The 26750-nt window shown below is 39.5% G+C and carries 28 protein-coding genes and 2 riboswitches; of the genes, 8 read left to right on the top strand and 20 right to left on the bottom strand.

Annotated features, from left to right (window positions below; genetic code table 11):
* Positions 1-21 precede the first annotated feature (21 nt).
* The 7 genes from AB1K91_RS08375 to AB1K91_RS08345 all read right to left on the bottom strand — a co-directional run bounded on the left by AB1K91_RS08375 (position 22) and on the right by AB1K91_RS08345 (position 6606).
* Positions 22-1044: an NADH:flavin oxidoreductase/NADH oxidase gene (locus tag AB1K91_RS08375; protein ID WP_413089336.1), complete on the bottom strand. Its 1023-nt coding sequence runs from the start codon at positions 1042-1044 to the stop codon at positions 22-24.
* Positions 1045-1175: 131 nt separating this feature from the next.
* Complete coding sequence (locus AB1K91_RS08370; protein ID WP_413089335.1) at positions 1176-1595, bottom strand: MarR family winged helix-turn-helix transcriptional regulator; 420 nt, start codon at positions 1593-1595, stop codon at positions 1176-1178.
* 110 nt (positions 1596-1705) lie between these two features.
* Positions 1706-2605 (bottom strand): macrolide 2'-phosphotransferase, encoded by a 900-nt coding sequence (locus AB1K91_RS08365; protein ID WP_413089334.1) that lies wholly within the window; start codon positions 2603-2605, stop codon positions 1706-1708.
* A gap of 102 nt (positions 2606-2707) precedes the next feature.
* Positions 2708-3523: a MetQ/NlpA family ABC transporter substrate-binding protein gene (locus AB1K91_RS08360; protein WP_413089333.1), complete on the bottom strand. Its 816-nt coding sequence runs from the start codon at positions 3521-3523 to the stop codon at positions 2708-2710.
* Positions 3524-3543: 20 nt separating this feature from the next.
* Positions 3544-4203 (bottom strand): methionine ABC transporter permease, encoded by a 660-nt coding sequence (locus AB1K91_RS08355; protein ID WP_413089332.1) that lies wholly within the window; start codon positions 4201-4203, stop codon positions 3544-3546.
* The gene (locus tag AB1K91_RS08350) at positions 4175-5206 is read right to left on the bottom strand and encodes a methionine ABC transporter ATP-binding protein (RefSeq protein ID WP_413089331.1); all 1032 of its coding nucleotides are present in this window, start codon (positions 5204-5206) and stop codon (positions 4175-4177) included. Before AB1K91_RS08350 ends, AB1K91_RS08355 begins: the two co-directional genes overlap by 29 nt.
* The gene (locus AB1K91_RS08345; RefSeq protein ID WP_413089330.1) at positions 5203-6606 is read right to left on the bottom strand and encodes an LLM class flavin-dependent oxidoreductase; all 1404 of its coding nucleotides are present in this window, start codon (positions 6604-6606) and stop codon (positions 5203-5205) included. The genes AB1K91_RS08350 and AB1K91_RS08345 overlap by 4 nt, the downstream gene beginning before the upstream one ends.
* 91 nt (positions 6607-6697) lie before the next feature.
* Positions 6698-6800: riboswitch (SAM riboswitch) on the bottom strand.
* Between the two features lie 127 nt (positions 6801-6927).
* A riboswitch (SAM riboswitch) is annotated at positions 6928-7033 on the top strand.
* A gap of 73 nt (positions 7034-7106) precedes the next feature.
* Between AB1K91_RS08345 and AB1K91_RS08340 the strand changes: the two genes are divergently transcribed.
* On the top strand, positions 7107-8255 hold the full coding sequence (locus AB1K91_RS08340) for an acyl-CoA dehydrogenase family protein (RefSeq protein WP_413089329.1): 1149 nt from the start codon (positions 7107-7109) through the stop codon (positions 8253-8255).
* 121 nt (positions 8256-8376) lie between these two features.
* Here AB1K91_RS08340 and AB1K91_RS08335 read toward each other — a convergent pair whose 3' ends face one another.
* From AB1K91_RS08335 to AB1K91_RS08300, 8 genes are all read right to left on the bottom strand, one after another.
* Positions 8377-8835: a DUF4306 domain-containing protein gene (locus tag AB1K91_RS08335; RefSeq protein WP_413089328.1), complete on the bottom strand. Its 459-nt coding sequence runs from the start codon at positions 8833-8835 to the stop codon at positions 8377-8379.
* A 99-nt stretch (positions 8836-8934) separates the two neighbouring features.
* Entirely contained in the window at positions 8935-9138 is a 204-nt protein-coding gene (locus AB1K91_RS08330; RefSeq protein WP_413089327.1) for a TM2 domain-containing protein, read from the bottom strand.
* Between the two features lie 88 nt (positions 9139-9226).
* Complete coding sequence (locus AB1K91_RS08325) at positions 9227-10234, bottom strand: ROK family transcriptional regulator (protein WP_413089326.1); 1008 nt, start codon at positions 10232-10234, stop codon at positions 9227-9229.
* A gap of 15 nt (positions 10235-10249) precedes the next feature.
* Positions 10250-10807, bottom strand: coding sequence for a maltose acetyltransferase domain-containing protein (locus tag AB1K91_RS08320; RefSeq protein ID WP_413089325.1), 558 nt, complete (start codon positions 10805-10807; stop codon positions 10250-10252).
* Positions 10808-10819: 12 nt separating this feature from the next.
* Complete coding sequence (locus AB1K91_RS08315; protein WP_413089514.1) at positions 10820-11200, bottom strand: VOC family protein; 381 nt, start codon at positions 11198-11200, stop codon at positions 10820-10822.
* 57 nt (positions 11201-11257) lie between these two features.
* Positions 11258-12061, bottom strand: coding sequence for an HAD-IIB family hydrolase (locus AB1K91_RS08310; protein WP_413089324.1), 804 nt, complete (start codon positions 12059-12061; stop codon positions 11258-11260).
* A 483-nt stretch (positions 12062-12544) separates the two neighbouring features.
* Positions 12545-13060, bottom strand: a complete 516-nt coding sequence (gene paiA, locus AB1K91_RS08305) for a spermidine/spermine N(1)-acetyltransferase (protein ID WP_413089323.1) — start codon at positions 13058-13060, stop codon at positions 12545-12547.
* Between the two features lie 22 nt (positions 13061-13082).
* Positions 13083-13535 (bottom strand): MarR family winged helix-turn-helix transcriptional regulator, encoded by a 453-nt coding sequence (locus AB1K91_RS08300; RefSeq protein WP_413089322.1) that lies wholly within the window; start codon positions 13533-13535, stop codon positions 13083-13085.
* Positions 13536-14512: 977 nt separating this feature from the next.
* Between AB1K91_RS08300 and AB1K91_RS08295 the strand changes: the two genes are divergently transcribed.
* Positions 14513-14704: a DUF4177 domain-containing protein gene (locus AB1K91_RS08295; protein WP_093726991.1), complete on the top strand. Its 192-nt coding sequence runs from the start codon at positions 14513-14515 to the stop codon at positions 14702-14704.
* Positions 14705-14765: 61 nt separating this feature from the next.
* Here AB1K91_RS08295 and AB1K91_RS08290 read toward each other — a convergent pair whose 3' ends face one another.
* Positions 14766-16127, bottom strand: a complete 1362-nt coding sequence (locus tag AB1K91_RS08290; protein ID WP_413089321.1) for an amino acid permease — start codon at positions 16125-16127, stop codon at positions 14766-14768.
* Between the two features lie 132 nt (positions 16128-16259).
* Between AB1K91_RS08290 and AB1K91_RS08285 the strand changes: the two genes are divergently transcribed.
* Positions 16260-16604: a hypothetical protein gene (locus AB1K91_RS08285; RefSeq protein ID WP_413089320.1), complete on the top strand. Its 345-nt coding sequence runs from the start codon at positions 16260-16262 to the stop codon at positions 16602-16604.
* Positions 16605-16687: 83 nt separating this feature from the next.
* Here the strand turns inward: AB1K91_RS08285 and AB1K91_RS08280 are convergent, their stop codons facing one another.
* Both AB1K91_RS08280 and AB1K91_RS08275 read right to left on the bottom strand, forming a co-directional pair.
* Positions 16688-17869 (bottom strand): DUF4885 domain-containing protein, encoded by a 1182-nt coding sequence (locus AB1K91_RS08280; protein WP_413089319.1) that lies wholly within the window; start codon positions 17867-17869, stop codon positions 16688-16690.
* Between the two features lie 727 nt (positions 17870-18596).
* A complete protein-coding gene (locus tag AB1K91_RS08275; protein ID WP_413089318.1) occupies positions 18597-19193 on the bottom strand; it encodes a Type 1 glutamine amidotransferase-like domain-containing protein in 597 nt (198 codons plus the stop codon).
* Between the two features lie 1100 nt (positions 19194-20293).
* Here AB1K91_RS08275 and AB1K91_RS08270 point away from each other — a divergent pair.
* The 4 genes from AB1K91_RS08270 (at position 20294) to AB1K91_RS08255 (ending at position 23905) form a co-directional block, all read left to right on the top strand.
* Complete coding sequence (locus AB1K91_RS08270) at positions 20294-20902, top strand: hypothetical protein (RefSeq protein WP_413089317.1); 609 nt, start codon at positions 20294-20296, stop codon at positions 20900-20902.
* A gap of 222 nt (positions 20903-21124) precedes the next feature.
* On the top strand, positions 21125-21733 hold the full coding sequence (locus AB1K91_RS08265; protein ID WP_413089316.1) for a hypothetical protein: 609 nt from the start codon (positions 21125-21127) through the stop codon (positions 21731-21733).
* Between the two features lie 6 nt (positions 21734-21739).
* A complete protein-coding gene (locus AB1K91_RS08260) occupies positions 21740-23566 on the top strand; it encodes a DUF6792 domain-containing protein (protein WP_413089315.1) in 1827 nt (608 codons plus the stop codon).
* A gap of 3 nt (positions 23567-23569) precedes the next feature.
* The gene (locus AB1K91_RS08255) at positions 23570-23905 is read left to right on the top strand and encodes a hypothetical protein (protein ID WP_413089314.1); all 336 of its coding nucleotides are present in this window, start codon (positions 23570-23572) and stop codon (positions 23903-23905) included.
* A 199-nt stretch (positions 23906-24104) separates the two neighbouring features.
* On the opposite strand, the gene AB1K91_RS08250 is transcribed toward AB1K91_RS08255, so the two are convergent.
* A complete protein-coding gene (locus tag AB1K91_RS08250) occupies positions 24105-24431 on the bottom strand; it encodes a hypothetical protein (protein WP_413089313.1) in 327 nt (108 codons plus the stop codon).
* A gap of 388 nt (positions 24432-24819) precedes the next feature.
* Between AB1K91_RS08250 and AB1K91_RS08245 the strand changes: the two genes are divergently transcribed.
* Positions 24820-25599: an aminoglycoside 6-adenylyltransferase gene (locus AB1K91_RS08245; RefSeq protein WP_413089312.1), complete on the top strand. Its 780-nt coding sequence runs from the start codon at positions 24820-24822 to the stop codon at positions 25597-25599.
* A gap of 97 nt (positions 25600-25696) precedes the next feature.
* Here AB1K91_RS08245 and AB1K91_RS08240 read toward each other — a convergent pair whose 3' ends face one another.
* Positions 25697-26365, bottom strand: a complete 669-nt coding sequence (locus AB1K91_RS08240; protein ID WP_413089311.1) for a Type 1 glutamine amidotransferase-like domain-containing protein — start codon at positions 26363-26365, stop codon at positions 25697-25699.
* Positions 26366-26750 lie beyond the last annotated feature (385 nt).

Raw genomic sequence — 26750 nt, 5'->3', positions numbered from 1 at the left:
CGCACATAAGTATAAGGTTACTTAAAATCCAGCTTCATACTGCTTCGGTACATTCGTCTCTTTTCTCAGCTGCTTAGCGGCTTCCAAAGTCCAATATGGATTTCTGAGCATACCTCTGCCAACTTGTACAAGATCTGCATCTTCATTTCCGATGACAGCATTGGCCAAGATTGGATCATCCAGTCTTCCGACAGCCATAACCGGGACTTGGAGTGCTTCCTTGATTTGACGCGCTAGCGGCACTTGATATGCTGCATGCGTACCAGGTCTTCCCCACGCGGCAATTTGTCCTTCCCCGCCAGAGGATACGTCAAAGACGTCTGCCCCTGCCTCTTTATAGGCTTTCGAGAACTCGATACTTTCCTTAATGTCATAGCCGCCCTCGACATATTCTTTTGCTGAAATTCGCACAATCAGCGGCATATCTGCTGGCATTTCGGCTTTAGCTGCTTGGATGACTTCCCGACCGAATTTCGTCAGATCCTGCCCATACTCATCTTCCCGTTTATTGGTAAGCGGGGAATGGAATTGGTGGATGAGGTAACCGTGAGCGCCGTGTATTTCAATGGCATCGAAGCCTGCCTGTACGGCCCGTCTAACTGCTGAACGGAATTTCTCGACCATGCCTTTTACTTCTTCTGTAGTCAAGGCTCTTGGTGTTTTGGAATTCTCATCAAATGGAATTGCAGATGGCGCCACGGGTTCAGCTGCATCTTCTGCTTTACGTCCAGCGTGTGCAATCTGAATACCAATTTTCGCTCCATGGCTATGAACGGCTTCCACCATTCTTGCGAGAGCTGGAACTTGATCATCTGACCATAATCCCAAATCATAATCCGTGATTCGTCCATCAGGCTCCACATCTGTCATTTCCACAATGATGAAGCCTGCTCCGCCCACTGCTCGGCTGACATAATGCTGATAATGCCACTCATTGGCAATACCGTCTTTCTTTTCAACGGAATACTGACACATCGGCGGCATGACGACTCTGTTTTTCAGTTCCAGGTTTTTGATTTTATATGTACTGAACAAGTTTTTCATCTTAAAAACTCCTTAGTCAACAAATTATATGCATAACGCATACATTCAATTTACAGTCATCCATTCCTCATGTCAAATAAAAGGCACAAGTAAAAAAAGTACCTCTTGAGGTACTTTTAACATCCTGCATCTTATAGTTTCTGCAGTAATTGCTTTAGTATTCGTTCAGAATCTATCTGAGCTAAATTATTACTTATTACTTCATAAAAGGAATGAAGACCGCGATTTAATTTATCTTCCCCTAAGACCGTCAACTGGGTATACGTCCCTCTGCGATCATCTGTACACATATGTTTTTGCAGAGCGCCGCAGTTTTTTGCTTCCATATTCCCAACCAACCTGGAGAGAGCACTCTGGCTCAAACCGATCAATTCCTGAAGCTGCTGCAGCCGGAGTTTTTTCTCGGGAGCCTTTGAGAGATGATACAATACATAAAACTCTTTTATCGATAGACTGTATTCTTTTTGCAGAACAGTTTCGAGGTCCTTCTTTATTTTTAATTGTAAATTATCCAGAGCTAACCAATCATCCATGAACTCATGGTTTATCATAAGAAATTCCACCCATTCGTATCTCACATGCTATACGTTTTACTATACTGTAATTGGAAGTGGAGCTCAAATTTATTTCTCGAGTATAGATAGATGATATCAGTCTCACTTTAAGAATTGGCTATTTCCAATACTTCTCTCGCCATTTGCTCATACTCTTCTAACCCTGAAATGATTGCAAATTCAGCAATTGCCACTGGATAAGCAGCATTAAGCTCAATGATGTGTTCTTTCATATTAGGCCAATAAATCCCTCCTGCTTGCTTGTAATAGGCGATTAATTTCTCTAATTCTGGTTTTCCGAATATTCGATATTGGAAAACAAAGTCATTTGCTACATCCGTTACTTTTGCTTCGGTCCAGTCAATCAAACCAGTTACGTTTGCGTCTTTATCAATCATCGTGTGTCCTGCATGCAAATCTCCATGTATGAGACCTGTTCTCTCTGGCCATAAATCCTTATTATTGACCCAGTTTTGCCAACGTCTCCATAAGGATTCTCCTACTCCAAATCTTTCTTTAACCTTCCCCATACGATCCATCATTGATTCCCTTGCTTCGTCTGCTGTATGAACTATCAATCCTGCTTTAGATGCCTCTTCTATCGGTATGGTGTGTAGAGAAGCTAAAGTTTTGGCTAATGTCTGATGAAATTGTTCTGGAACATTTTCATGATTCATCTCCCATACATAGTTTTGGATCTCTGGGTCAATGGTACCCGCTGGAACGCCAGTCAATTTTCTGTACGCAATTAAATCATCTTCATAGACCGACCAAAATGGAAATTGAAAATCGACATATTTGTTGATTATGTCCAGTGTTTTCTTTTCTACGATCGTCCTCTTCATGACATCATCACGTCTTGGAAACCTCAGTACCCATTCATTCCCCTTGATATCTTCAGCGTAAGCAACCTTAAAATCCAAACCAGACTCATTGAATATTATCGAGTCTTCTTTTACATTCAAACCATAACCCTTTGCAATCTCAACGGCTTGCAGTTTATTCAAGACAATCACTCTCCTTTTTCACTAGACTTCGGAGTATTCGAGAGTTCCTATACTAAACATACACAAAAAGGAGAGGGAAATTCCCCCCCCCGTCTTAAAAAATTATTGCCCCATCCACGCAGGTTTATGAAATTCAGCAAATTCTTCCTCTATCACTTTGGCAAAACCCTCTGATTCAACAGCTTCTTTTATATCCTGAACAAATTGTTCATCTTTGTTTTCAGTTGAGACGACAACTCGATTCTGGATATCCTCCGGTAATTCATCAAGTGCTAATGCTGTAGATAAATCGATTCCAGCAGATATAGCGAAGTTACCGTTGATAGCTGCCAAGTCTACAGATTCTAATGTTCGTGGCAGCTGAGCTGCTTCAACTGGTTCGAAGTTTAAATTCTTTGGATTGCTTGTGACGTCTTTTTCGGTTACGCGCAATGGATCGGCATTTTCATCAATTTCTATTAGACCGTTATCTCTTAGTACAGTCAGGCCTCGGCCAAGATTAGTCGGATCATTAGCCAGTGCAACTGTGCTTCCGTCTTTTATTTCATCAAGTGTTTCGAATTCGTTTGAATAGATGCCGATAGGTGCTGTTGGAACTGTGATAACGCTAGTCAGGTCCATATTATTTTCTTCGGCGAAGGCGTCCATATATACTTTATGCTGAAATAGATTGGCATCCAGTGAACCAGTTGCTAACGATTTGTTCGGCTGAACGTAGTCATTGAACTCCTTTACTTCTACCGTATAACCTTTATCCTCTAAATACGGCTTTACGCCTTTTTCAAGCATGTCGCTATAGGGGATTGTTGCGCCTAAAACGATTTGTTTATCAGACGAGGCACTGCTTTCTCCGGAACCACATCCTGCTAAAATTGCTGTAAAAATCGCCGCAAACAATACAAGAAGAGCTTTTTTCATTTTTCCAACCCCCTGAGAGTTCATCTTTTTGATACGACTCTTGCTACTAAATCACCTAAGTATTGCACAACTTGAACGAGTACGATCAACACAATAACGGTGGTGAACATAATTGTATTATCATAGCGATAATACCCATACCGTATAGCCAGATCACCGATTCCGCCTCCGCCTATTGTGCCGGCCATGGCAGAATACCCAATAAGACTGATAGCTGTTATCGTCAGTCCAGTTATTAAGCCAGGCTTTACTTCCGGGAGAATGATACTTTTGATAATCATCCACGGAGAAGCACCAACAGCAATAGCAGCTTCAATCACACCCTTGTCTATGTCCTTGGCAGAGGACTCTACGAGTCTTGCATAAAACGGGATGGCCGCAACAGATAAAGATACAGAGGCAGCTAAAGGACCAATCGTCGTATTAAGGAGAAATTGTGTGAACGGCAGTAAGAAGACGAGCAGAATCACAAAAGGAACGGATCGAATGAGATTGATAACCAGCCCTGCCACTCTTTTTACTAGTACGTTTTCCAAAAATAATCCGCGATCTGTTACAAATAACAAAATCCCAAAGGGCAATCCGATCAAGATCGCTACTGCCAAGGCGATAGAAACCATTAAGAGCGTCTCGAGAAATGCTTGGTTCAACTCAGGCAAGATGGCGATCACGCGATCCATCACTGAACACCTCCACCTTGCTTACTTTCTCTCTGAGATAAGCAATTGCTTTATTTACTTCCGCTTCATTTCCGTTCAATTCCATTACAAAAATCCCTAATGGCTTGCTTTGGATGTACTCTACTTTACCGTGCAGAATATTGCCGCGTATCTGAAAGGCCTGCAACATATCCGATACAACTGCTTCTGCAGCGATACTGCCTTTGAATTGCAGCCTGACCAACTTTCCGTTTATTTCTCCCAATAACTCTTCCGGAAGATCAAAATTAAGTACTGTCTGGATAAAAGATACGGTCAGGGGGTTAGCTGGGTCAGAGAAGATATCATAGGTGGAACCTTGCTCGACTACTTTCCCATCCTGCATCACTGCACAGCGGCTGCAGATTTCTTTTACAACCTCCATCTCGTGCGTGATGACAACGATGGTCAGGCCAAGTTCTTTGTTTATTTTCTTTAGTAAAGATAAAATTGATTTTGTCGTACCAGGATCCAATGCCGAAGTTGCTTCGTCGCACAAAAGAATTTTTGGCTGATTCGCAAGCGCACGAGCAATACTGACCCGCTGCTTCTGACCGCCGCTAAGCTGCGCTGGATACTGATCCTTTCGATCCTCCAGCCCCACCAGGGCAAGCAGCTCTTCTACTCGCTGCTTGATCTGCTTTTTGTCTGCTCCTGCAGCTCGTAATGCAAATGCCACATTTTCAAATACCGTCTTTGATGAGACGAGATGAAAACCTTGAAAAATCATCCCGATCGACTGTCTGGCTTTCCGCAGATCCTTTGGTGACAACTCGTGCAAATCAACTCCGTCGACAAAGACTTTTCCAGACGTTGGCTTTTCCAATAAATTAATGCACCGCAGCAGTGTACTCTTGCCAGCACCGCTGTACCCAACAATTCCAAATACTTCACCAGCTTCGACGGTTAGTGTCACATCGTCAACACCAATGATTTGCTTGCCCTTGCTGCTGTACTTCTTTGTAATGTTCTCCAGTTTTATCACCTTTCATCTCCCTCTCCTATCGGTATTTTCAGTGCTCTGTAGTTACTTGCAGGATGTCCAGACGGCAGTCTGCTTGATTCATAGTCAAACAATTTCTCTCTCAATGTTCCTGGTTTATAGGATTGTTTATATAGTCCGCGTTCTTGAAGAATCGGAATAACCAGATCAATAAAGGACTCCAGATCCCCTGGTGTAACAAGATGATTCAAATTAAACCCGTCCACTCCTGACTCTTCGAATTGAAGCTGAATTGCATCTGCCACCTCTACCGGATTCCCTACTATCAAACTCTCATCAGGTGTATCAAATCGCTTTAATGCTTCTCCTACTGTCAGTTGCCTGGATGCATCTTTCGTCAACGAGGCTGCCTTATAGTGACCTCCTTCTGTTGATTTGCCGTATGTAAACGGCTCGTCAGGATCTAGTTCTTCGTATTCAGCAATATCATAGCCGCTTGCACCAAATTGCGCCTTGGCTGCATCAGAGCTCCAATGACTCGTGTATTCCTGGTACTTGTGCTGCGCTTCTTCTGTTGTTTTCGCTACAATAACGCTTAGGAAGGAGAAGATTTTCAGATGATCTGGATTCCGTCCATGCTTAGCAGCCCTCTCCCTTATATCATCTGCATAATAACGGATGCGATCTGGGGTAGGACCTCCCACGAATACACATTCCGCATGCTTGGAAGCAAATTCCCGTCCGCGCTCAGATGTACCTGCTTGATAGATTACCGGAGTCCGTTGCGGAGAAGGCTCACTCAAATGCGGTCCCTCGACTTGGAAATAATGACCCTCATGATGTATTTCATGTACCTTTTCAGGGTCTATTAATACTTGGTTTTCCTGATCTTCCACAACTGCATCTTCCTCCCAGCTCCTTTCCCATAGCTTATAAGAAACGTCTAAGAATTCATCGGCAATCCCATACCGCTCATCGTGCTTGATCATGTCGGTCAAACCAAAATTGCGGGCAGCGTTTGGAAGATACGAGGTCACGACATTCCAAGCAACTCTCCCCTTTGTCAGATGATCCAATGTGGAAAAACGCCGAGCATTCCCAAATGGCGGTTCATATGTAGTGCTTACCGTGACCGCGAAACCTAAATTCTCTGTGACACTGGCCATCGCTGAAACCAATAAAGCAGGGTCGTTCAACGGAACCTGCAGGCCGTCCCGTATAGAAGGAGCTTTACTATTACGATAGACATCGTATACACCCAGAACATCTGCAAAGAAAATCGCATCGAACTTGCCGCGCTCCAATAGCTTCGCCAGATCAATCCAATAATCCAAATCCTTATATTGCCGATGCCGCTTACTCTCTGGGTGCTTCCATAACCCATGCGAATTGTGCATCGCACTATTCATATCAAATGCATTCAGAATGATTTGTTTTCCCACTTTTTATCCCTCCATTTTTACAAATAAAAGACCCCTTCTCGGATAAGAAGAGGTCTGGCTGAGCCGACGCAGGCGTACAACGTCCACTCTCTTCTCATCTTTCAAGCTAGTAGCTTGCTGGAATTGGCACAGTACTGCAGCAGTCTGTTGCCGAGGCTTCAAAGGGCCAGTCCCTCCACCTCTCTGGATAAGAAATGCTTATTGAATTAAAGCTCAATATACAGGACAGTCCTCTACCTGTCAATCGAGTTTTTGAAACTAATTTGATAATTGACAACATTCTGTTTAATGATTTATATTTATGCCGACAACCTAATGAATCACTTATCTAGAGTCAGGGTAGGAACTGGTCCTGCGACCCTGCAGCAACCGCTTTAACAAAGCAAGGTGCTAATTCCAGCAGACAGATATGTCTGAGAGATGAGAGAGAATATGTACATAAACGTATCCTCTTTCTCTTAGAAAGAGGTTTTTTATTTTATTGGATGAGGAGAATGAAGATGCGAGAGACTGCCGAAAAAACTGAATTGTTCGATCAAGTGAAACAGCAAGCAATAAAATTAGCTGCAATGTTTAAAGAACGTGCCGCCCATACTGATTCAACCGGTGAATTTCCGTACGAAAACTTCCAAGCTTTAAAAGAAAGCAACTTTTTGTCATTGACTGTCCCTCCAGAATATGGCGGCAAAGGATTGAATCTCTCAGAGTACTTACAGATCCAAGAAATACTTGCCCAAGGAGATGCTGCAACAGCCCTGTCATTCGGCTGGCAGCTTGGTGTCATTTTGGAAAATGCCGAAAACCGGAAGTGGGATGAACATAGCTTTCAAGATCTAAGCTATAAAATCGTGCACGATAAGATTCTGCTGAATTTAGCACAGACGGAAAACGCTACCGGCAGCCCTTCAAGAGGAGCGGCTCCTACCACTATCGCAAGTTCGGAAGGAACAAAATGGAAAATCAATGGACGCAAATCCTTTGCTTCGATAGCTGCAGCATTGGACTATAGCATTGTCACGGCGACGATTCACCCTTCCGGCAACAAAGGCTTCTTTTTGATTGATCATTCCTTGGAAGGTGTCGCTGTGGAGGAAACTTGGGACAGTATCGCGATGAGAGGCACAAGGAGTGACGACATCATATTGGATGATGTACTCGTGGATCAAGAGGCGCTGCTTGTGGAAGAAAACAAAGGTACAGTAACTCCAAGAGGCTGGTACTTGCAAATCGCAGCTGTTTATCTCGGTATTGCTGCAGCTGCAAGAGATTATACAATTCAGTTTGCATCCGAATTACGACCTGCTTCCTTGCCTGGTCCAATCAAGGAAGTCCCGGAGGTCAGAAGGAAAATCGGTGAAATAGAACTAGCTCTCTTCAATGCCAGGGAAGTTCTTTATGCGACCGCCAGGAAGTGGATCGATTACCCAGAAAAAAGATCCGCAATGAGTCCAGATCTGGCAGCCGCAAAACACATAGTCACGAATAATGCGAATCATGTTGTTGATCTTTGCATGCGAATCGCTGGCGCCAGAAGTTTATCTGCTAATAATCCTTTACAGCGACACTTCCGGGATGTACGGGCAGGTTTGCATAATCCTCCGACGGATGATGCAGTTGTTTATACGCTGGCTGATCATGCATTGAAATAATAACAATTTTTTTGTCCTTGCATCCAACAATCGGCATAGGAGCAAAGCGTCCTTTATTCCCTTTACGACACTCCCTAAAACAAGGAAGAAGCCGCCTTATGAGTATAGGCGGCTTCTTCCATTAAGCTGTACGACGATTTCTAGCGATTGAAACGCCGCCATATATAGTTAAGAATAGCCCCATGAATAAAAAAGAGTGACGGTATACAGCGGATCCTAAGCTTTGAGCCGAAAAGAAAGCAACCGATAAACTGATACCCAAAATCCCCAACAGCACTAGCAGGATACTTATAGAATTTTTATCTCGGTTAATAATCGGCAGAGATAAAACGAATAGCATAACTCCGCTGATAAGGGTCAGGATTGGATAAAAAGGATAGAACTTTATAGCGTATACAAAGTAATCCAAGAAAACGATATCTGTTGGGAAAGATGGATTAGCGATCAATAAATGGGTAAAAGGTGTAGAGTGTTCCCAATCAAACGGATCATCTAAAATATTACTTCCCTCATAAAAAGACAAAGCAAGAAAAAACACACTGAAGAAACCTGCTAAAAGGAATGCGATATACCTTTTCAACCACTTATCCCCCTATTCCTCCTACACTAACAGGCACGGATAAAAATGCTATCAAAAAGTCGGCAATTGCCCTTCTGCGGCGGCCGTTGTCTGTAGGATTCACCTGTTATACTTCGCATCGAAATCTTCATCCGACTGAAATAAATATATAAGACCTTCAATAAATCCAATGATACCCGGAATGACTGTCCATGAAAATAAAAAGTACACAATCCCCATCCCAATATCCCCCAGATAAAACTTATGAATCCCTAAATTGCCCAATAAAATCCCAAGCACACCTGCAACAATCTTGTTTTTCATGGCTGCTCCTTTAGATAAAATATTATTGAGTCACTTTATGAGTATACTACATTGGAAATTTCGAACATCGATATAAGCCTTGACGAAGTTAAGAATTGATATCCAAACGTATTAAATTCAATTTCGCTAACTCCCAAAGCCCTTCCTTATAATCTTTATCCCAATCACTAATGTACAACTCAGGCAGATGATCATTTGGAAAATATCTCTTTAAATTTTCAGAAGCCTTATTCAAGAATTCTTCACTGGCCTCTCCTTGATGGAAAACGATATGCGAAGGATTTAATAATGCACTGATGGTCTGGATCAATTTTGAAACTAATGAGATGGACTTTTCATCATCTTTGTCAAAGTCACTTTTTGTAATGACTCTGCTATCATCATTTAAAGGAATGAATGAGATTTCCCCGCTGAACATTGTGTGCCCCTTTACTAATTCACCATTGATCAGGATACCGGCACCTGGTCCATTCGCACCCATATATATGTACACAACGGAAGCTTCAAGGGATAGTCCGTTTCGTTTTTGATATCCGAGTACTGCAGCATTCATGTCGTTTTCGATTGTTATATCGACCGGCAGATTCGAGATAGCTTTTATATTTTGATTTGCATATAGGGAATAATCCGGAATATAGCTTATCACGTCCCCGTTCACAGCTCCTGGTATGCCCATCGCGATGGTTTTTATAGAAGGGTCCTCTGCGAGTTTTGTTTTAAAGAATGCAGCTAAAAGAGAGGGGTCATGCTTTAATAAGCTTTCTGCAGTATCTTCCAGGATCTTCTCATTATTTGCATCCGTAATGACATACTTCGTTTCCTCTTTTTCAAGATATATCAATAATGCATGGGCGAAGTTGGGATTATAAGCATAGCTGCGAGCCCTTCTTCCCCCTGCCGATGGTGTAAGGCCCAAGGAGAGTACTTCTCCTCGGTTCACCATCTCCTCGATAAATTTGCTTGCAGTGGGAAAGCTTATCGAAAGAGCTTCGGCAATTTCTGCCTTGGACATCCTGTGATGTTCCAACAGCAAACGTCTTATTCCCCTTACTATATTTGTCTTCACTTGTTCCTGCATCGTCATCTGATCATCCAACGTGAACACTTCCTCTTATACTTCTATATGCTTTAGAACGCGCGCAGGATTACCACCGACCACAACATTGTCAGGAACACTCTTCGTCACAACAGATCCTGAGGCAATGACGACATTATTGGCAATGGAAACTCCTGGATTAATCACTGCACGCCCGCCGATCCATACATTATCTCCAATGGTAACCGGCTTGCCAAATTCCAATCCGGAATTACGTTCTGCCGGCTCCAAAGGGTGTGCTGCCGTATAGATGTGAACACCCGGCCCGAGCATACAATCATCACCGATTCGTATTTTACATACATCCACCATAACACAATCGTAATTCGCATAAAAATTCTTCCCGACAAAAATATGAAACCCATAATCACAGCGGAAATTCGGCATGATGGTTGTTGTATCATCAGCCGCCCCCAAAAGCTGCCTCAGGATTTCCTTGCGATGCTTTTCTTCATATCCTCTTGTATAGTTGTATTGGTATAGGAGTTCTTGCGCTTCCAATCTGTCCTGTACTAGTTCTTTGTCCGCAGAAAGGTATAACTCACCTGCGGCCATTTTTACTTTCTCCGTCATGTTTTATCCCCTCTATATAGTGATTTCGATAGTGTTCCCTTCTGGGTCTTCAATGACGCTCTCATAGTAGCCATCTCCTGTAGTGCGCGGATTACCCTTGATTGTATAACCGTCTGTCCTAAGTTTTTCAGTTAATCTATCAACCTCTTCTTTACTGCCAACAGAAAATGCTGTATGCGCCCACCCTAAGTAATCGGGAAGCGATTGCTCGTTAATCGTCTCCTTCTTCATCAATTCCAATCGTGCTCCGCTCGAAAAGGTGAGGAAATAAGATGAAAAACCTTTCTTTTCATTCACATATAAGCCGTTACTTTTTGCACCAAAATAATGTGTATAAAACTGCCTCATTTCCTCGATATCTTTCACCCAAATAGCAATATGTTCAATTTTCAACATCAAGACCCCTCTCCATACTTATTAAACTAGTTTAATAAGTATACAAAATAAATTTTAGTTCATCAAATGAATCATCTTTTTAATGGTAAGCAATACACCATTTTCTTCATTTGCCTTCGTTACGAAACTAGCTGCTGCTTTTGTATTCTCACACGCATTTGCAACCGCAAAACTGTAATCTGCAATATTCATCAATTCCACATCATTCTCTCCATCACCAAATGACATCGTTTCTGCCTTCGTCGCTCCCACAAGTTCCTGTAATATTTGAACGGTTTTTCCTTTATGGACGTCTGCTGCTGTAATATCAAGCCAAGCTGGCTCAGAAGCAACCATATAGACAGGTTCAGAATATGTCTGATCCAGCAAATGCTGTTTTAGTTTGACCGACCTGTGCCGCTTATCATATACGGTTATTTTGACAAGTTCGGATGGAATGGCAGTTAAATCATTTAATTTTCTCAATTCTTTATAAGAACCTCGAACAATTTTATATTCTGCTTCCGATATATCTGACCGTACATACGCCGTTTCCCCAGTACATGCAATAACAACTAACCCAAGGTCATACACTTGGATATGGCGTATGAGGTCAATTCCCAATTTTTTGTCGAGTGGAAAATCCCTTATCAGTTCGCCATCATTTTTGATGCGAGTGGCGCTATCCCCCAACACCCAGATATCCGAATGACCTTCAAATAGTTCTTCCACTCTTTCACACTGTTTCCCTGTACAAGCAGCAAAGATAACGCCATTTTCTTTCATCATTTTATATGTTTCGCTGAATAGCTCCCTGTCGAAACTCCCTTTATTATTCAAAAAAGTCCCGTCCAAGTCTGTGACAACCAATTTTAACATATTGCCTCTCTCCTTCGTCAGTTGTAAGTACGAATGAAGCATACATCCTGGAATCGATCTCATGTCAATAAAAATATAATTTTACAAACCTTGGTTGCAAACAACACATAATGTACACAAGGCATATTTATAATGAGAATAATGAAAAAAATAAAGGAGACGTAAGATGTTATTGCTTTTATTTGGTTTGCTTATTGTAGTCGTTATAACCTTCACAACGCCTAAAGACCTGTTTCATTCTCCTGACGAAATTTCTACATCCGTCACGCAAAAAGCAAAAATTGACGCTGAAAATTATATAAAATCCACTCGAACCAACAATCGCTTCTGAATCAACTACATTCAAGGGTATACTTGTTCTATCCTCTGTTCTAAGTTCCTTTTTATAAAAAAAGCATGCGTTGAGGCATGCTTTTTTCAGTGTTCTTAAAAAACCAACGTGTCGTGTTCGAATTTGTATGTTACTTACTGTAATTGCTCACATTAAAGCGTTTTAGTCAGTATGAAATCCGTTTGTTGTTCGTCCCCCATATAAAAAGAATGCGCACCAGTTTTAACAAATCCATTTTTGTTATAAAAAGCTATTGCATTTGGATTCTTTTCCCATACCCCTAGCCAAATGGTCTTTTTTCCCAGTCCAGTTGCTAGATCTATCGCCTTGTTCATCAGGTATCTACCTATCCCCTGTTTTTGAAATATCGTTCTTACATAAATTCTTTCAATTTCAAAGGACTCGTCATCCTTTTTTTCGGACTGGGCATCACCTGTGTTTACTTTAAGGTAACCAGCAAGTTCTTCATCCTTATAGATGAAAAAGAACCCCGATAAGCTATTGGATAATTCTTTTTCCAACTGATTGATGGCGAACGCCTTGTCCAAGTAAGCTTTCATATTCTCAGGCGAATTCTGATCTTTAAATGTATCGTGGAATGTTTCGATACTAATCTCCTGCAGCATCAATACATCTTCAAGGCTGCATTTTCTTATATTTATCGTCATTTACAATAACTCCTTTATGCATTCAATAGTCTCGCGTATTTCCTTTTTTAACGTATTCCCAGTCTATTTCCACGTTCTTTCTCACTCTTTGCAAAAGATGATAGATAGTTTCTATTTCACTTTCAGAAAATCCAGCTAGTGCGACCATATTCGAATGATCATTTTCTTTGATAATCGAATGATAAACCTCTTTCCCTTTCTCTGTCGGGAATAGTTTTTTGATTTTCTGGTTATGCTTATCATCCCGCTTTTCAATAAAACCATTGATTTCAAGTTTCTTTATGGCACGCGCTGCGGTTGTTCTATCCACTTTGATCATTTCGGCCAACTTCTCTTGTATGATTCCGGGATTCTCAACTATGCGGACAAGATATAAATATTGCCCCTTGGCAAGGTCAAATTCTTTAAATTCTATATTGCTGATAGAATCCAAGGCCCTGGCAATCATCCCGATTTCCCGTAGGATTTCTTTCATATAGCCACCTCTCTTGGATTGCTGTGCAGGATGTAATAGTAATGCATTTTTGTTGTATTTGCAACAAAAATGCATGTAAACATATTGCATCGGTGTAGATGGCTATTGAAATAGTATATGAGCGTGAAAGCGTACACGCATGCTAAAAAATGTAAATTGAATCCTTATAAATAAAAAGGTTTAACTTCATACTAACAGGGGATACAAGTATAGTTAGGGGGATAGTGGAAGTGCGCTTAAATGAAAAGAAATTAATTTATAGGGAGCTAGTCCGATTGATGCGTGATATTGAAAGATGCCCAAGTGACCATATCAAAAAAAATATTAACCAAGACATCATATTATTAAAAAAAGCAATTCAATATAAAAAATAACTCCTCCATTTTCGTGTGAATAAAATGGAGGGTATTTTTTTATTAAAATGCCCCGTTAACCACAACTCGCAGAGAGCAGAGATTGGATAGTATTCACACTGAAGCCGATTTCCAATGGCATTGCTATCTTTGCTAGCTGTTTTATACCAGTTAGCCCCTTGTTTACAACATCATTCGCATTAGCTCTTTGTGTCTGGCAGCTAGTATACGAACACCTTCCATTGCAATTTCGGTTCTCAGTATAATAGTATTTGTTATCTTATTTCTATTAGATTCACCCGTACACTCAATTGAACTTTAGTCATTAAGTAACTTTTCCTATTTCAATTAACCATTCGCAAGTATGTCATCTAATTCGGCCGCCAAACTCAGTAATTAATCGGACTTGATATTGTCCAGGCTAAAGAGTTAGTTAATAAATTTAAGTAGTATTAAACCCTATTCATGCGAAGGGGTTTTCCGTACCAACTGTTCAATGAGATTCTTCTTCAAAATCTCTCTAAATTCAAGCTTGCTCCTACCGCTTTCCTACACACAAGACTATTTGTTAGCTTTTAGAAACTATCAATCATTTCATTCGTATATCACTTAGAGGTGATTCTAATGTTCGAATACAAATTTGTTAAAGTAGAATTGGGTACTTGGAACAGTAAACCTAAAGAAGATTATCAGGACATCATCAACAAACATGCAGCCAGCGGATGGAGATTCATTCAGATATTCGCTCCTTCGACCAAGGGATACGGTTCAGCCGCTTATTTTGAATTGATATTCGAAAAAAACCTTCGCCCTTAGTTCATTTTCAGCGGTAATCTCATTAAAAAAATGCGTGTCCCTATACTAGGGCACGCATTTTTCATTTTTTCTTCAGCTTATATCCTATCACAAGTATAAGTATCCATAATGGCATTATATAAAGAGCCAAACGATAATCCGGCATGAAGCCTATGATGACAAGCACCGCTACAAGGAATAGGAGTACGACATAATTGGATACAGGATACAGCGGCAGCTTAAAGGATAGCTTGCGTGCTGCTTCCTTCCCTATGCGCTTCCGAAATGCCAAGTGAATGGTAACAATCATAATCCAGTTGATGATACCTGCAACCGTCGCAGTAGCCATCACGTAGCCGAATACCTTTTCCGGGAATAAGTAATTAATGATGACAGCAATTCCAGCCACTCCCGATGAAAGTAAAATACCTGGTACTGGTGCACCTGTCCGTTTCCCGACATGCTGCAGGAACCGTGGCGCGTTGCCTTGCTTCGCTAAGGAATACAGCATGCGTCCATTACTGTACAGACCACTATTGTGTGCCGACACAGCTGCAGTCAAGACAACAAGATTCAATATTCCAGCTGCTGCGGGTATACCGATACCATCGAGTATTTGGACAAATGGACTGCTTTCCCCATCAATTTGATTCCATGGAAAGATAGACGTAATGACAATCATTGTCCCTACATAAAAGATTAAAATGCGGTAAACAACTTGATTAATTGCCTTGGGAATCGTCTTCTTTGGTGTTTCAACCTCACCCGCTGTTATACCTACCAGTTCAACGCCACCGAAGCTGAACATCACGGGTACAATGGAAAGAAGAACGCCTATCATCCCATTGGGCAAGAATCCTCCTTCATCAAAAAGATTGGAGAATCCAGTCGGTACACCATCATTTCCAATACCAGTGAAGATGATTACCAAGCCCAGGACTATCATGCCAATGATGGCTATCACTTTGATCAGAGCGAAATAGAACTCGAATTCACCATATAACTTGACACTTAATAGGTTTATGCAAGTAATCAAGACCAGGAAGCCGAATGCTGTCAGCCAAGCCGGCACTTCCGGAAACCAATATTGGACATATATACCGACGACCGTCAATTCAGCCATCGTTACAGCTATATAATTAAACCAATAGTTCCATCCGGAGAAGAATCCGAAAAAGTCTCCTAAGTTCTCATAAGCATAATAACTGATGGAACCGGAATTTGGCGTATCGACAGAAAGTTCGCCCAGAGCCCGCATGATCAGGAAAATCATCAAGCCCCCAGCCAGATAAGCAAGCGGGATAGCCGGACCTGCTAATCCTATGGAAGACGCAGAGCCATAAAATAGGCCGGTTCCAATTGCCCCGCCCAGTGCAATCATCTGCACATGGCGATTTTTCAAACCTTTTTGTAAATCATTTATCGATCGGTTGTTTCTTTCCATATCAAAGCCCCTTGCTCTCAACTTACCCACGTTGTTCTATTTTGATTTGATAGCAAACTGCTTACAAATATACCATCTGTAACAATTGTACAAACCGTAAAAGAGAGTAGTGAAACATATGGATTATATCATATGTTATACCAATTGAGCTTGATGATCATCCCTTTCCTGGTAGTAACCCTGGTGCTTCCGAATTTCCACTGTTTTTATAACGGAAATCCGACTTGCAACTTCCATCGTTCTGGGCGAAGTGAAATGATTGATTACAACACGGCGGATAAAGAGCGCTATGATGAATCCAATCAGTGCATCGTGAACAAAAACACGTTGTGTGATCCTGCAGTCCTCGCATGTGCTATTTCGGTAAGCTTGGTCGGCTCAGGGGAGCCGTTCATGATTTTTCATACCACCAGCAAGGAAACTAACGGCAACTGCTGCTCCAATGCTCTGGATCAAAACCGTTACATAATTCACTAAAATTAATCACTCTTGCATCATCATAGTGGAATAATTTAAATAGGAACTTAAATCTAGAAAAAGCCGTTTCAATGAACAGCTTTCTAATAATTCACACCCGTTTTATGCTTTAAAGTTTCAAGCCAATTGGTATCTCCGGTGCCATAGCCCTTGCTTTGTCCCACATCCCGTAAAGATCCATTGCTGTAAGCAATCGATAGGATGAAATCCGGAATGTTATCATACCCGGCTTCTGCTATTTTACTGAGCTCCGAACTATAGTAAGCTATCGCATAGGAAGCAGTATGCTTTTGTACAGGATCTTTTTCAAGCCCTTCTTTATATACTTCTAATAAATCACGTCCATCAGGTGTTACGTAACGCCCATCGACCACTTTTAAATCCTTCAGCCGATAACCTGTGACGTCATACATTTCACGTGCGGCTTGATATTTTTTATATGCCTCTTCGGAAAATTGTGCTGAATCACTGCTTTGGCTTTTCATGATATGTAAGAATAGCTCTTTGCCGTTGTCACCAGATTGCAGCACTTGCTCTATTTGCTCGATGAGTGCCTCATCATCTGTTCCGCTGACCCGCACCTTATAGTCAATCGGTGTAATCGTAAATGTAAGCTCTGTCCCCTGCGGTATGTGAATCTTGTTTCTGTTCCACAATACTTGCAGCTGCTGGTTCACCTGACTTCGCTGATACACTTTGGCATTCTCAGCCTCCACTTCCCCATTAAACCTGATATTGCGAAATGCAGCATCCTGCAGGTTATAGTTTTGCGCTTTCCCTTTGAATAGCCATTCTGTTTCATTATCGTAAGCTGCCTGTCTTTCAGCAGCCGTCAGATCACTTCTGAAATAGGGCGACTTTGAATTTTGATACTTATCCTTGATATAGCCTAATGGATCAGACTTTGTTCTGTTAATCGCATTCACCCTGCTGTATTTTTCATCTAATATTTTGATTCTGATATCACCCTCAGATTCATAGGGGTTATTGGATTTAATTATCGTTACTCCTCCTGTATCTGTCACTGTTCGATCATTCGCTGATTGATACAATTTGCTGAAAGTTCCATTGTTTCCCGCTACACTGGTCTTAGAGTAGTTGATCTGATTGATACCCTTCTCAGGGGATTGTGTCTCAAGTCTGTATGCCTTTTCCATCACTGGCTGTGTATCTGAAGATGTACTTTTCCCGCTGTCAGATGATACCTTTTTTAAGATATTCTGTATCATTACTTGGGTGCGGATATATTGATGATTCAAACGCATTCGATTCCCTCCTGACTAATTCTCTCTTTTTATCGGCATACCATTTGTAAATATTAACCTTATAAAACATTTCATAGAAATCCCGTAAGAGGTAGTCAAGATCTTTGCGGATGAATTTGTCATTTCTCAGCGACTTTTTACCGGAGGCCCTTTCGTCTTTCTACGCGTGATTCATCGTTCATTGTTAATGGACTCCGTTTAGTATTTCGGAGGCACTACCAAACAGAAACTTAGCACCGCAACCCCACTATATGTATCGTGGCAATCAGCAGCAAGCATTGAGTAAATAAATCTCTTTGGAAGCACGTGGTCTTGCATTTGTAATTCAATATTTTATTTCAAAAAGACAGTGGCAGATTATAATAAATCTGCCACTGTCTTTTATTGTTAATTATCCATGTCTTTCAACTTTGCAAAATCTCTATCAGTTTGATTACAGTTTCTACGTTGAAGCTTTATTCCTAAATGGATCCTCAATTAGCTCAACGTTTGCTTCTTGACGATCATAGCCGATTAATCCGATGAACCAGCGAAGGGCATTTTATTCAGTAATAAATGTGACGGATAACCAATCAGATTTCTAAGGAGAAAATAGATAATATAGGATGGAATTTTAAAATTCTCATCCCTTTTAAACTTATTTTGTGTAACGCTTTTTTACTTTTATAAAGTGAATTTACCGATAGAAATAGTTTTCATTCCTTTATTTGTAAAGACATACGCAGGCTCAGTTCCAATTACCTTTGTCCTTAATAAAGATAGCTGTTTCCTCAGGCAATGCAATCACTGGACAATCAAAGTCTTTCACAAATTTAGTAACTAAAAACTGTTCATTCTTCCTAAAATGGCACCAAACAGAATATTTCCCGATCATCCCCATACCTTGAAAGTCACTTACATTAGCTGTATTTCTATCTAAATGGGCACAGGTCATAATATTTTCACCTAAAATAATTGCACCCGCACTTCCACCATATACAATACCTCCGTTATTTAAATATAGCCTTAATAGTCGGTAAAACTTACTATCCTTAATCTTTTTTAATAACGTAAAAGTATTTCCACCGCCAATATATATAGCTGAAAAATCACTGAGATCTTCCATACACTTATTATTCACACTGCTCCATAGAACAATATTCTCCATGCCCAAAGGAGTAAACACTTTTCTTATCCAATTAAAACAGTCATTATAATCCGCTTCATCCATTGCAATAGGTATATACAATAAGGGTTTTTCTTTGTCGATTTCATTTACAAACATTCTATCTATGGTTATTGTTTGTTTCTCATTTCCCCCTCCTGACAGAAATAAAGTACCCATAAAGCACCCCTTATCACTATAATTGTTTTAAACACGATAACTAACTACTATTTTCTGTCTTTCTAGCTTATTTCCTTTAAAAATAAAACATCCTCGCTCCTCTGCTGTACACTAATTACGTCCGTTTATGATTCCTCGTTCATACTCGTCATCAAGCTATTAGCATTATTACCGAAATGCTATGAAACACAATGATTTCCCGGACCCAATCATACATGTTAATGATAGACCCCTAGTAAAGGTCAATCTCAGTTTGGTCACAAATACTTCGAGATTTATCCTCTCTTCAAATATAATAATATCTTCATACAAGTAAAGAGGAAGGAATCAGTCATGCCGGACAACGTTAGCGTTCCCATCGAATCAAGAGACATTACGATGATATCCAATATGCTTTATAAGGGACAAACCGTTGCATAAAAGGCATATTTCACTATGCATTAAAGTATGGCTACATAAGTATAGATGTATCATTAAATCCATCACATTTCTATAACTGCAAATTTAAAATGTAAAAACCCTATAACCGTAATGGCTATAGGGTTTATTAAATGATGATTCCGATTGGACTCGAACCAACGACCCCTCCCCTGTCAATTTTGTTATAAGCGTAAATAGCGTATTTTAAGGGATTTTTCTGTCCATATAGTCCATTAATTCCGTTAAAATCAGCTCAAAAAATTAATTACGTTAGCATTGACGTTAGCAAATGGCCATTCATCCATCTGTATTAGTAAAATAAGAAAAACAGAACCAATACAGTTATCCTCAATAAGTCTCGTCTTCTTCTACTATGATTCAATACATATTGCAAATACAGGCTTAACTATTTGAAGAATAATTTGTCATATGCTGCTTTTGGCCATTTAAATAAAACGTATTCTTACAACGCCGTATGCTCACATCTTCATACTCAATGGTAATTATACCCAAGACGAAAGAACGGTCTTTTGTAAATATCCACTATATCCCTGTGATTGTAGTATCTGTTTTTGTATAATTTTATGCAGTAAGCATCATAAGAGCGGAGGTATTACTCTGTGAAGACTAAATTTCTAATACAAATATTATTGACAGCGTTTGTGTTAGGAGGATGTAGTATGTCAAATGGAAAAGGATCTGCTTCACCTTCCGAGATGGATTCACAAGATTTACCTAATGTACCTGCATTTCAAGATGAATTTACTCGCGATTTCCTACAATCAACTGAACCGGTTCGAGAAGGATTTTACCCGTTTGAAGCGAAGTCCGGGAAATTTACAATGGAAATCCCAGGAGATATGAATATAGTTGAGAGAAGTTATAATAAATCCTCAAAAAATGACAGTGAATTTCTCACTATATCTCATACTGATGAAAGCCTTGACGTATTCACCAATATACAATTAAAATACTATGGTTTTATGAGTGACGTGGAGTCAACTAAGGAAGGACTGTCCGCTAAGATAAATGAAGAACTTCAATTTCAGTCAAAAAACACTGAATTTGAGGGACAGAACATTGAAGTTGCTAATTATTCATCTGGTCCTTTCCCTGGATTTGCTACATTGATTTGGAATGACAATGATGAAAATATACAAACTTTCACTGATATGACTTGTAGCGAAGATATAGACACTGATGATTGTAGTAAGCTGGTTGAGTCTGAGAAGGAAAGGATATCAATAATTTTCCAATCGATAAAGCTGTCGCTGAGTAAAAGTAAGTAATTTGCTATATGCCGTTGATAAATACACTATCCTGATTAGTTAGCAATAATACCCAAGACAAAAGTATGATTTTTTGTGAATTTCCACTATATCCCTGTAATTGTAGCAGCTGGTTTTGTATAATCCTATGCAGTAAGCATCATAAGAGCGGAGGTACACTCTGTGAAAACTAAAATTCTAATACTAATATTATTAACGGCGTTTGTGTTAGGAGGATGTAGTATGTCGAATGGTAAAGGCTCTGCTTCGCCATCCGAGATGGATCCAAAAGACTTGCCGGATGTTCCGGCATTTCAGGATGAATTTACTCGTGACTTCCTTCAATCAACTGAGCCTGTACGAGAAGGCTATTACCCACTCAAAGGATTGACCGGAAAATTCACGATGGACTTCCCGGAGAATATGTATATTGGAGATAAGAGTTATGACAGAGGAAAAAATAACAGTAGTGAACGGCTAATCATTTCTCATAAAGATGAAACTCTTGATCTGTATACGGAAATCAGGTTGACATATTACGGCTTTATGGATAGCGAAGAATCTATTAAAAGTGGGGTTTCTTCTAAAGCGGGTGAAGAATTAGAATTTCGACCATTGAAATCAAACTTTGATAATCAGTCGATAGAGGTTGCTGAATCAAAAGACGAGATTTATCCAGGGGTTATGGCCGTCATATGGAATGAAAATCGTGAAAATATACAGTTATTCTCAATGATGACTTGTAGTGACAATCTAAGTGAAGATGAATGTTCTAAACTTGTTGAGGATGAAAAGGAAAGGGTTATAAATATATTTCAATCTATAAAGCTGACTCATAGTGAAGGCGAGTGATTTGTTATGTCGCTGGATAAGATTACTTCTACGAGTACTTGGATGCGTCTTGTTAACGCGGAATACGATAACTTAAATCCTGAAGAGTTGGAGATCAAGTTCAAAACGCTATACTTAGAAGAAACCGGAGAATTGTTTGAAGGGGAAATTGACATTTTCCATTCATCAGAATCTAAAGCCGTATTACAAACATCAGGTTATGACGGAACAGCGCTTAAGATTACAGAAGGCGGAGAAGAAAAACTTTATATTATAAATCAAGGGTCTACCGATGGTGCGGACTGGAGCGAAAATATTAAAGGACCTTTTGCGGGGCAATCTAAGGCGCAAGCTGAAGCCACCAAGGAATTCGTAGGTGATGCCAAAAAACAACTAGGGGTAGCAGAGGAATCTGAAATCATTTCTTTAGGGCACTCGCTAGGACACCATAACAGTGTGGTGACTGGTATAGTTGATGATACATTCGATGAAATATATGGTGTTAATGGATTACAGCTACCGCCTGTAGAGGTCTATTACTACGATTTGGAATTTGCCAAAGCAGTTAAAAGTCACTTTGGGTTAAAAGGGCAGGATGCTATTTTTGATGTGCCAACAAAGGAACTAGCTGAGTTCACTAAAGACTATTACAAAGATGCACCTGTAGAGATTCATCAAAAGATTTCAGAAGATGATCCGCTTTATGCTGTAACAGAAAAAGCGGGGTTTGTTACCTTTGGAGATGTAGAGATGATAGATACAAATCCAGAAGTGGCAGAAATAAAAGAACTTATCGATGATATTCCTGATGATGTAATCGCAAGCTTTAGAGACCTGGCGATTGATTATTCAATTGCTGACAATAAAGGCGGCGTAAATGAAGTTGCTTCTCAACTTCTTGGGGTGAAATTGGAATACCTCGAAGGAATTGAAGGTGGTCTGGATATCTTTAAGTGGTATGCATTTGATCACGCTGAATTCGACGAGACGATAAAGGCATTAAAAGAAAACTTACCGCCATTATTAGAAAAGACAAAGATAATAACCCAAAATGCTGAGACTATATTCGGCCGGCTCTATGAAGCAGGATATATAACCGAAGACCAAAAGAATATAATGATAGAAGAGATAGCAAACTTAGATAAAGGCCTAGCAGAGGCTTATGCTGCTATTAATGAAAATGCAGTCATAAACGAAGAACTGAATGAAATTTCCCTTTACGGTGACTACCGCTTGTATAAAGCGTATGAAAGACTCAGAGAATCCTTTACTGGTTCTATTGAAAATATTCTAGACAGCGGAATATTAGAGAGACTGGAATCCATTAAAGGGAGTCACAGTATAGAAGAGATGCTTAATGCTCTAACAGGTGGCAATAAAAGCTATTCCGGGAAAGACTTAATCTACACAACTACTGGTGCTGGTGGAGAGCCCATTGAAGTAAATATGTCCGCTGCTTTAAGATTATACCGCGAAGGTGCGCTAATATTTGAAGATAAAATGTCTGCTATAGCAAAACTGGAAAAGACCGTTCACGAAGAGATACAGTTAGCTTTCAAGGAAGAACGAAAAAAAGTACTCGACGAAATATATCACATCGAAAGTAATCCCAAAGGGTACGCATATAGTCGAGGGTGGATGCACAGATACCCCCTTTATGAAGTTGAATCGCTAAAGGTAATAGATAACGTGTTTCCACTAGAAAAAGCTGATTTGGATGAACAGATATATGAAATGAAGTCGAGTGTAGATAGCGGCTATAAGCTCATAGAAGACTATAGAAAAGCTGTAGAAGATTTATTTGCGGAAGAGGAAAAGCTATCTCAAATGTTTGATTTGGTAAGGGGGATCTAATGGATGGAATTCACTGACTATAAAACAGTCCAAATAATTCCGGAAGATGATCACGGTCATAAGATTAAGATGTTGAAGAACCTTGCTGATGAAATTCAGAGCCAAGACGAAAGGTTTTATTCCCTGGTGAAGAATACAATTGAAGGAGAAGGCCAAAAAGGTAAGATGGCTGCACGAATAGGACTTGCCGCGACACTTCGAAAGCAGAAAGAACAAGGCTTATATATGTCCCTTGCTATGAAGATAATTCAAGTCGTAGGTAACTTTAGCGAGCAAGTAGAAAGTAACAAACAACAGAAGATAGTTATTAGGTACAAAGAAAGCGCAAAAATAAAATAGATACCTTAAACAAAAACAGCAACTGTCTCTTTATGAAACAACTTTGCTGTTTTTTAAAATCATAAATAACTTCTCTCTTCGATTTCGCTTCTCTTATGGACGCTTTAGCACCTTTTCCATAATTAAATATTTAATAGTAACTAACGGATAAATCAAATCTCTTCGGGAGCTTTTTGTTTGGAAAAATGCAACTCCTCCTTTACGCCAGGATGGCATATGGAATACCAAATAGCAAAGCAGCAACAATTACAAAGCCTGACATAACAAACCCCTGTGTCTTCCAAAAAGACTTCTTCTCCTCCTTTGATTTAAAAGGAAACATAGCTAGGAAACAAATTATAAAAGTCAATAATCCCGCAGCTAAAATTGTAATTGATCCCATTAGGAACATCCCCAGAAGTATCCCATCTGCAATAAATTCTAATTTTTGTATTCCATCATCTATTGATTTGAATACCTCATTCAAGCCATAGTCTTCCCCTTCAATTACTACAGATTGCACGATAAATCTATCAAATAACCCCATAAAGATTCCTCCATAAAGCTAAATAAATTACTGATGCAAAAAAATCGACTATTAAATCCTAATCCTATTAATTTAAAAAATAATCTTCTACTATAAGTATATCAAAAATGGTGTTGTTAAGTTTATCCTTTCTGAAGAAGCTAAAGAGGAAAGAAACCTTCTCTTATCATCAATAGATGAATATGATGAGGACAGGAATACACCTTCGATTTATGTATTTAGAGAGAGTTCCTACCAATACTCTAAAGTACCAAAAGGGAATTTAATTCCAAGTGTGGAAACCTATGATAGACTTAGGTTATCTAAGTAAGGTAAAAATATTACTGCTTTATCAAACCAGTGTAGCAGAAAAGGTTAATAAGAAAAGCAAAAATTAGGGGGCGAATATATGTATAGTCCGCAAGTTTGGGATAGATTTTATAACGATACCATTACTAATTTGACATCTTCTGATCTGGTTGAAGGTATTGTTAGGATAGGTTCTGGGGTAATAGGCTACAACGACGAATATTCTGATATCGATTTAATGGTTTCAACTACTGATATAACCAATGTTGGAGATTTAAAGGATTATGTTCATCAATGCTTAGCTCAGCTTGGTGCTGTCTACATAAAGGAAAAAAGACATAGAGAAAATGTTTATATCATTATCGCCATTTTAGAAAATGGATTAGAGTTTAACGTTTCCACCTTACCCACATCTTATTTGGGCGTAAGGTCTCCTTTATGGAAAGTGATTGTAGATAAAACAGGACAGGTATCAGAGGAAATGAAGATGGAACAAGAGCGTTTCACCTCACAAAATATAAAATATGATATGAATGAGGATATTCCATTTGAATTTGTATTTAATATGAGGAGATTTAATATAGAACTAAAACGGAACAACTTAATCTATGCAATGAAAATGTTAGAGATGATGCGTGATTATGTGCTTGAAATAGAGGCACATAACGAAGGTAAAAAGCTCCACCAGTTCAAAGCGTATGAAACATTAAATCCTGGTTTTATAGAAGCGTTTCTTGATTCTTATCCTAACGAAGTTACTATTGAAAGATTATTGATTTCAGCCGATAAATTAAAAGATTTGTTCTTAAACACAATCTATAAAAGTGAATTGTTCATTATTGAGGATGGACTTATTAACCTCTTAAATAGAAACGTTTGATACAATTCTGCAAGTAGGCTCATTAAATAGACAAAGTTCTTATTGGATGAGATTAAAAATCTCATCCTTTTATTTCTTAATATATAACCTTTCACTTTTATAATGAGAAATCACCTATAGAAATAGTTTTTAATCCTTTCTCCGTAAAAATATATGCAGGCTCTGTTCCGATTACCTTTGTTTCGGAGCCGTTAATAAAGATAGCCGTTTCTTCTGGCAATGCAATTACTGAAGAATCATATTCTTCCACAAACCTATTAATTAAGTGATCATTATCCTTCTTAAAATGACACCAGACAGAGTAATTTCCTACCATCCCTATACCTTTAAAATTATTTACTTTTACTGTGTTAGAATCTAAATGTGCACTAGTCATTATATTATTGCCAAAAATAATCGCTCCCGCACTTCCACCATAAACAACTCCTCCATCATCTAAATAACTCTTTAGAACTTTATCAAACTTACTTTCCATTATCCTTTTCAGTAAGATAAAAGTATTCCCTCCTCCAATGTATATGGCTGAGAAATCATTAAGATCTTCAACTCTTTTTTTATGCACATTAGTCCATAAAACGACTTCATTAATACCTAAAGGATTAAATGTATCATTTATCCATCTGAAACAATCTTTATAATCTGCCGCATCCATTGCAATAGGTAGATACAATAATGGCCTTTCTCTTTCAATTTCACTTACAAATATTCTATCTATAGTAACCGTTTGTTCCGCACTTCCGCCTCCTGACAGAAATAACTTACCCATACAGCACCCCCGCATACTGATATGCTTTATAATTAGATCACTAAGCACTTATTGCCTTAGATACCGCTGCTTAATATTATCTTCTGTCTTTCTTGTTTATTTCCTTTAAGATTAAAACAACTGGACTCCGTTGCACTCTAATTACTTCGTATTGTATAGGTCCATTATATTTCATCGTTCACCAATTAATATATTTATGGTAGCAAAATGTTAGCATTTCCCCCTCTAACACCCTTGTACTACTCTTTACCCAAAACACAAAAAAGGCTAGAACCCTTGTCTACCAGGGATTCCAGCCTTTTTTCAATTAGTGATTCCGATTGGACTCGAACCAACGACCCCTACCCTGTCAAGTATTCGGTCTATCCTCCGATACCCTAAACGG

Source organism: Terribacillus jepli (assembly GCF_047228925.1).
In the GTDB taxonomy this organism is placed as follows: Bacteria; Bacillota; Bacilli; order Bacillales; family Amphibacillaceae; genus Terribacillus.
The sequence above is the reverse complement of the archived record's forward strand: the minus strand, read 5'-3'. Positions and strand labels throughout refer to the sequence as shown.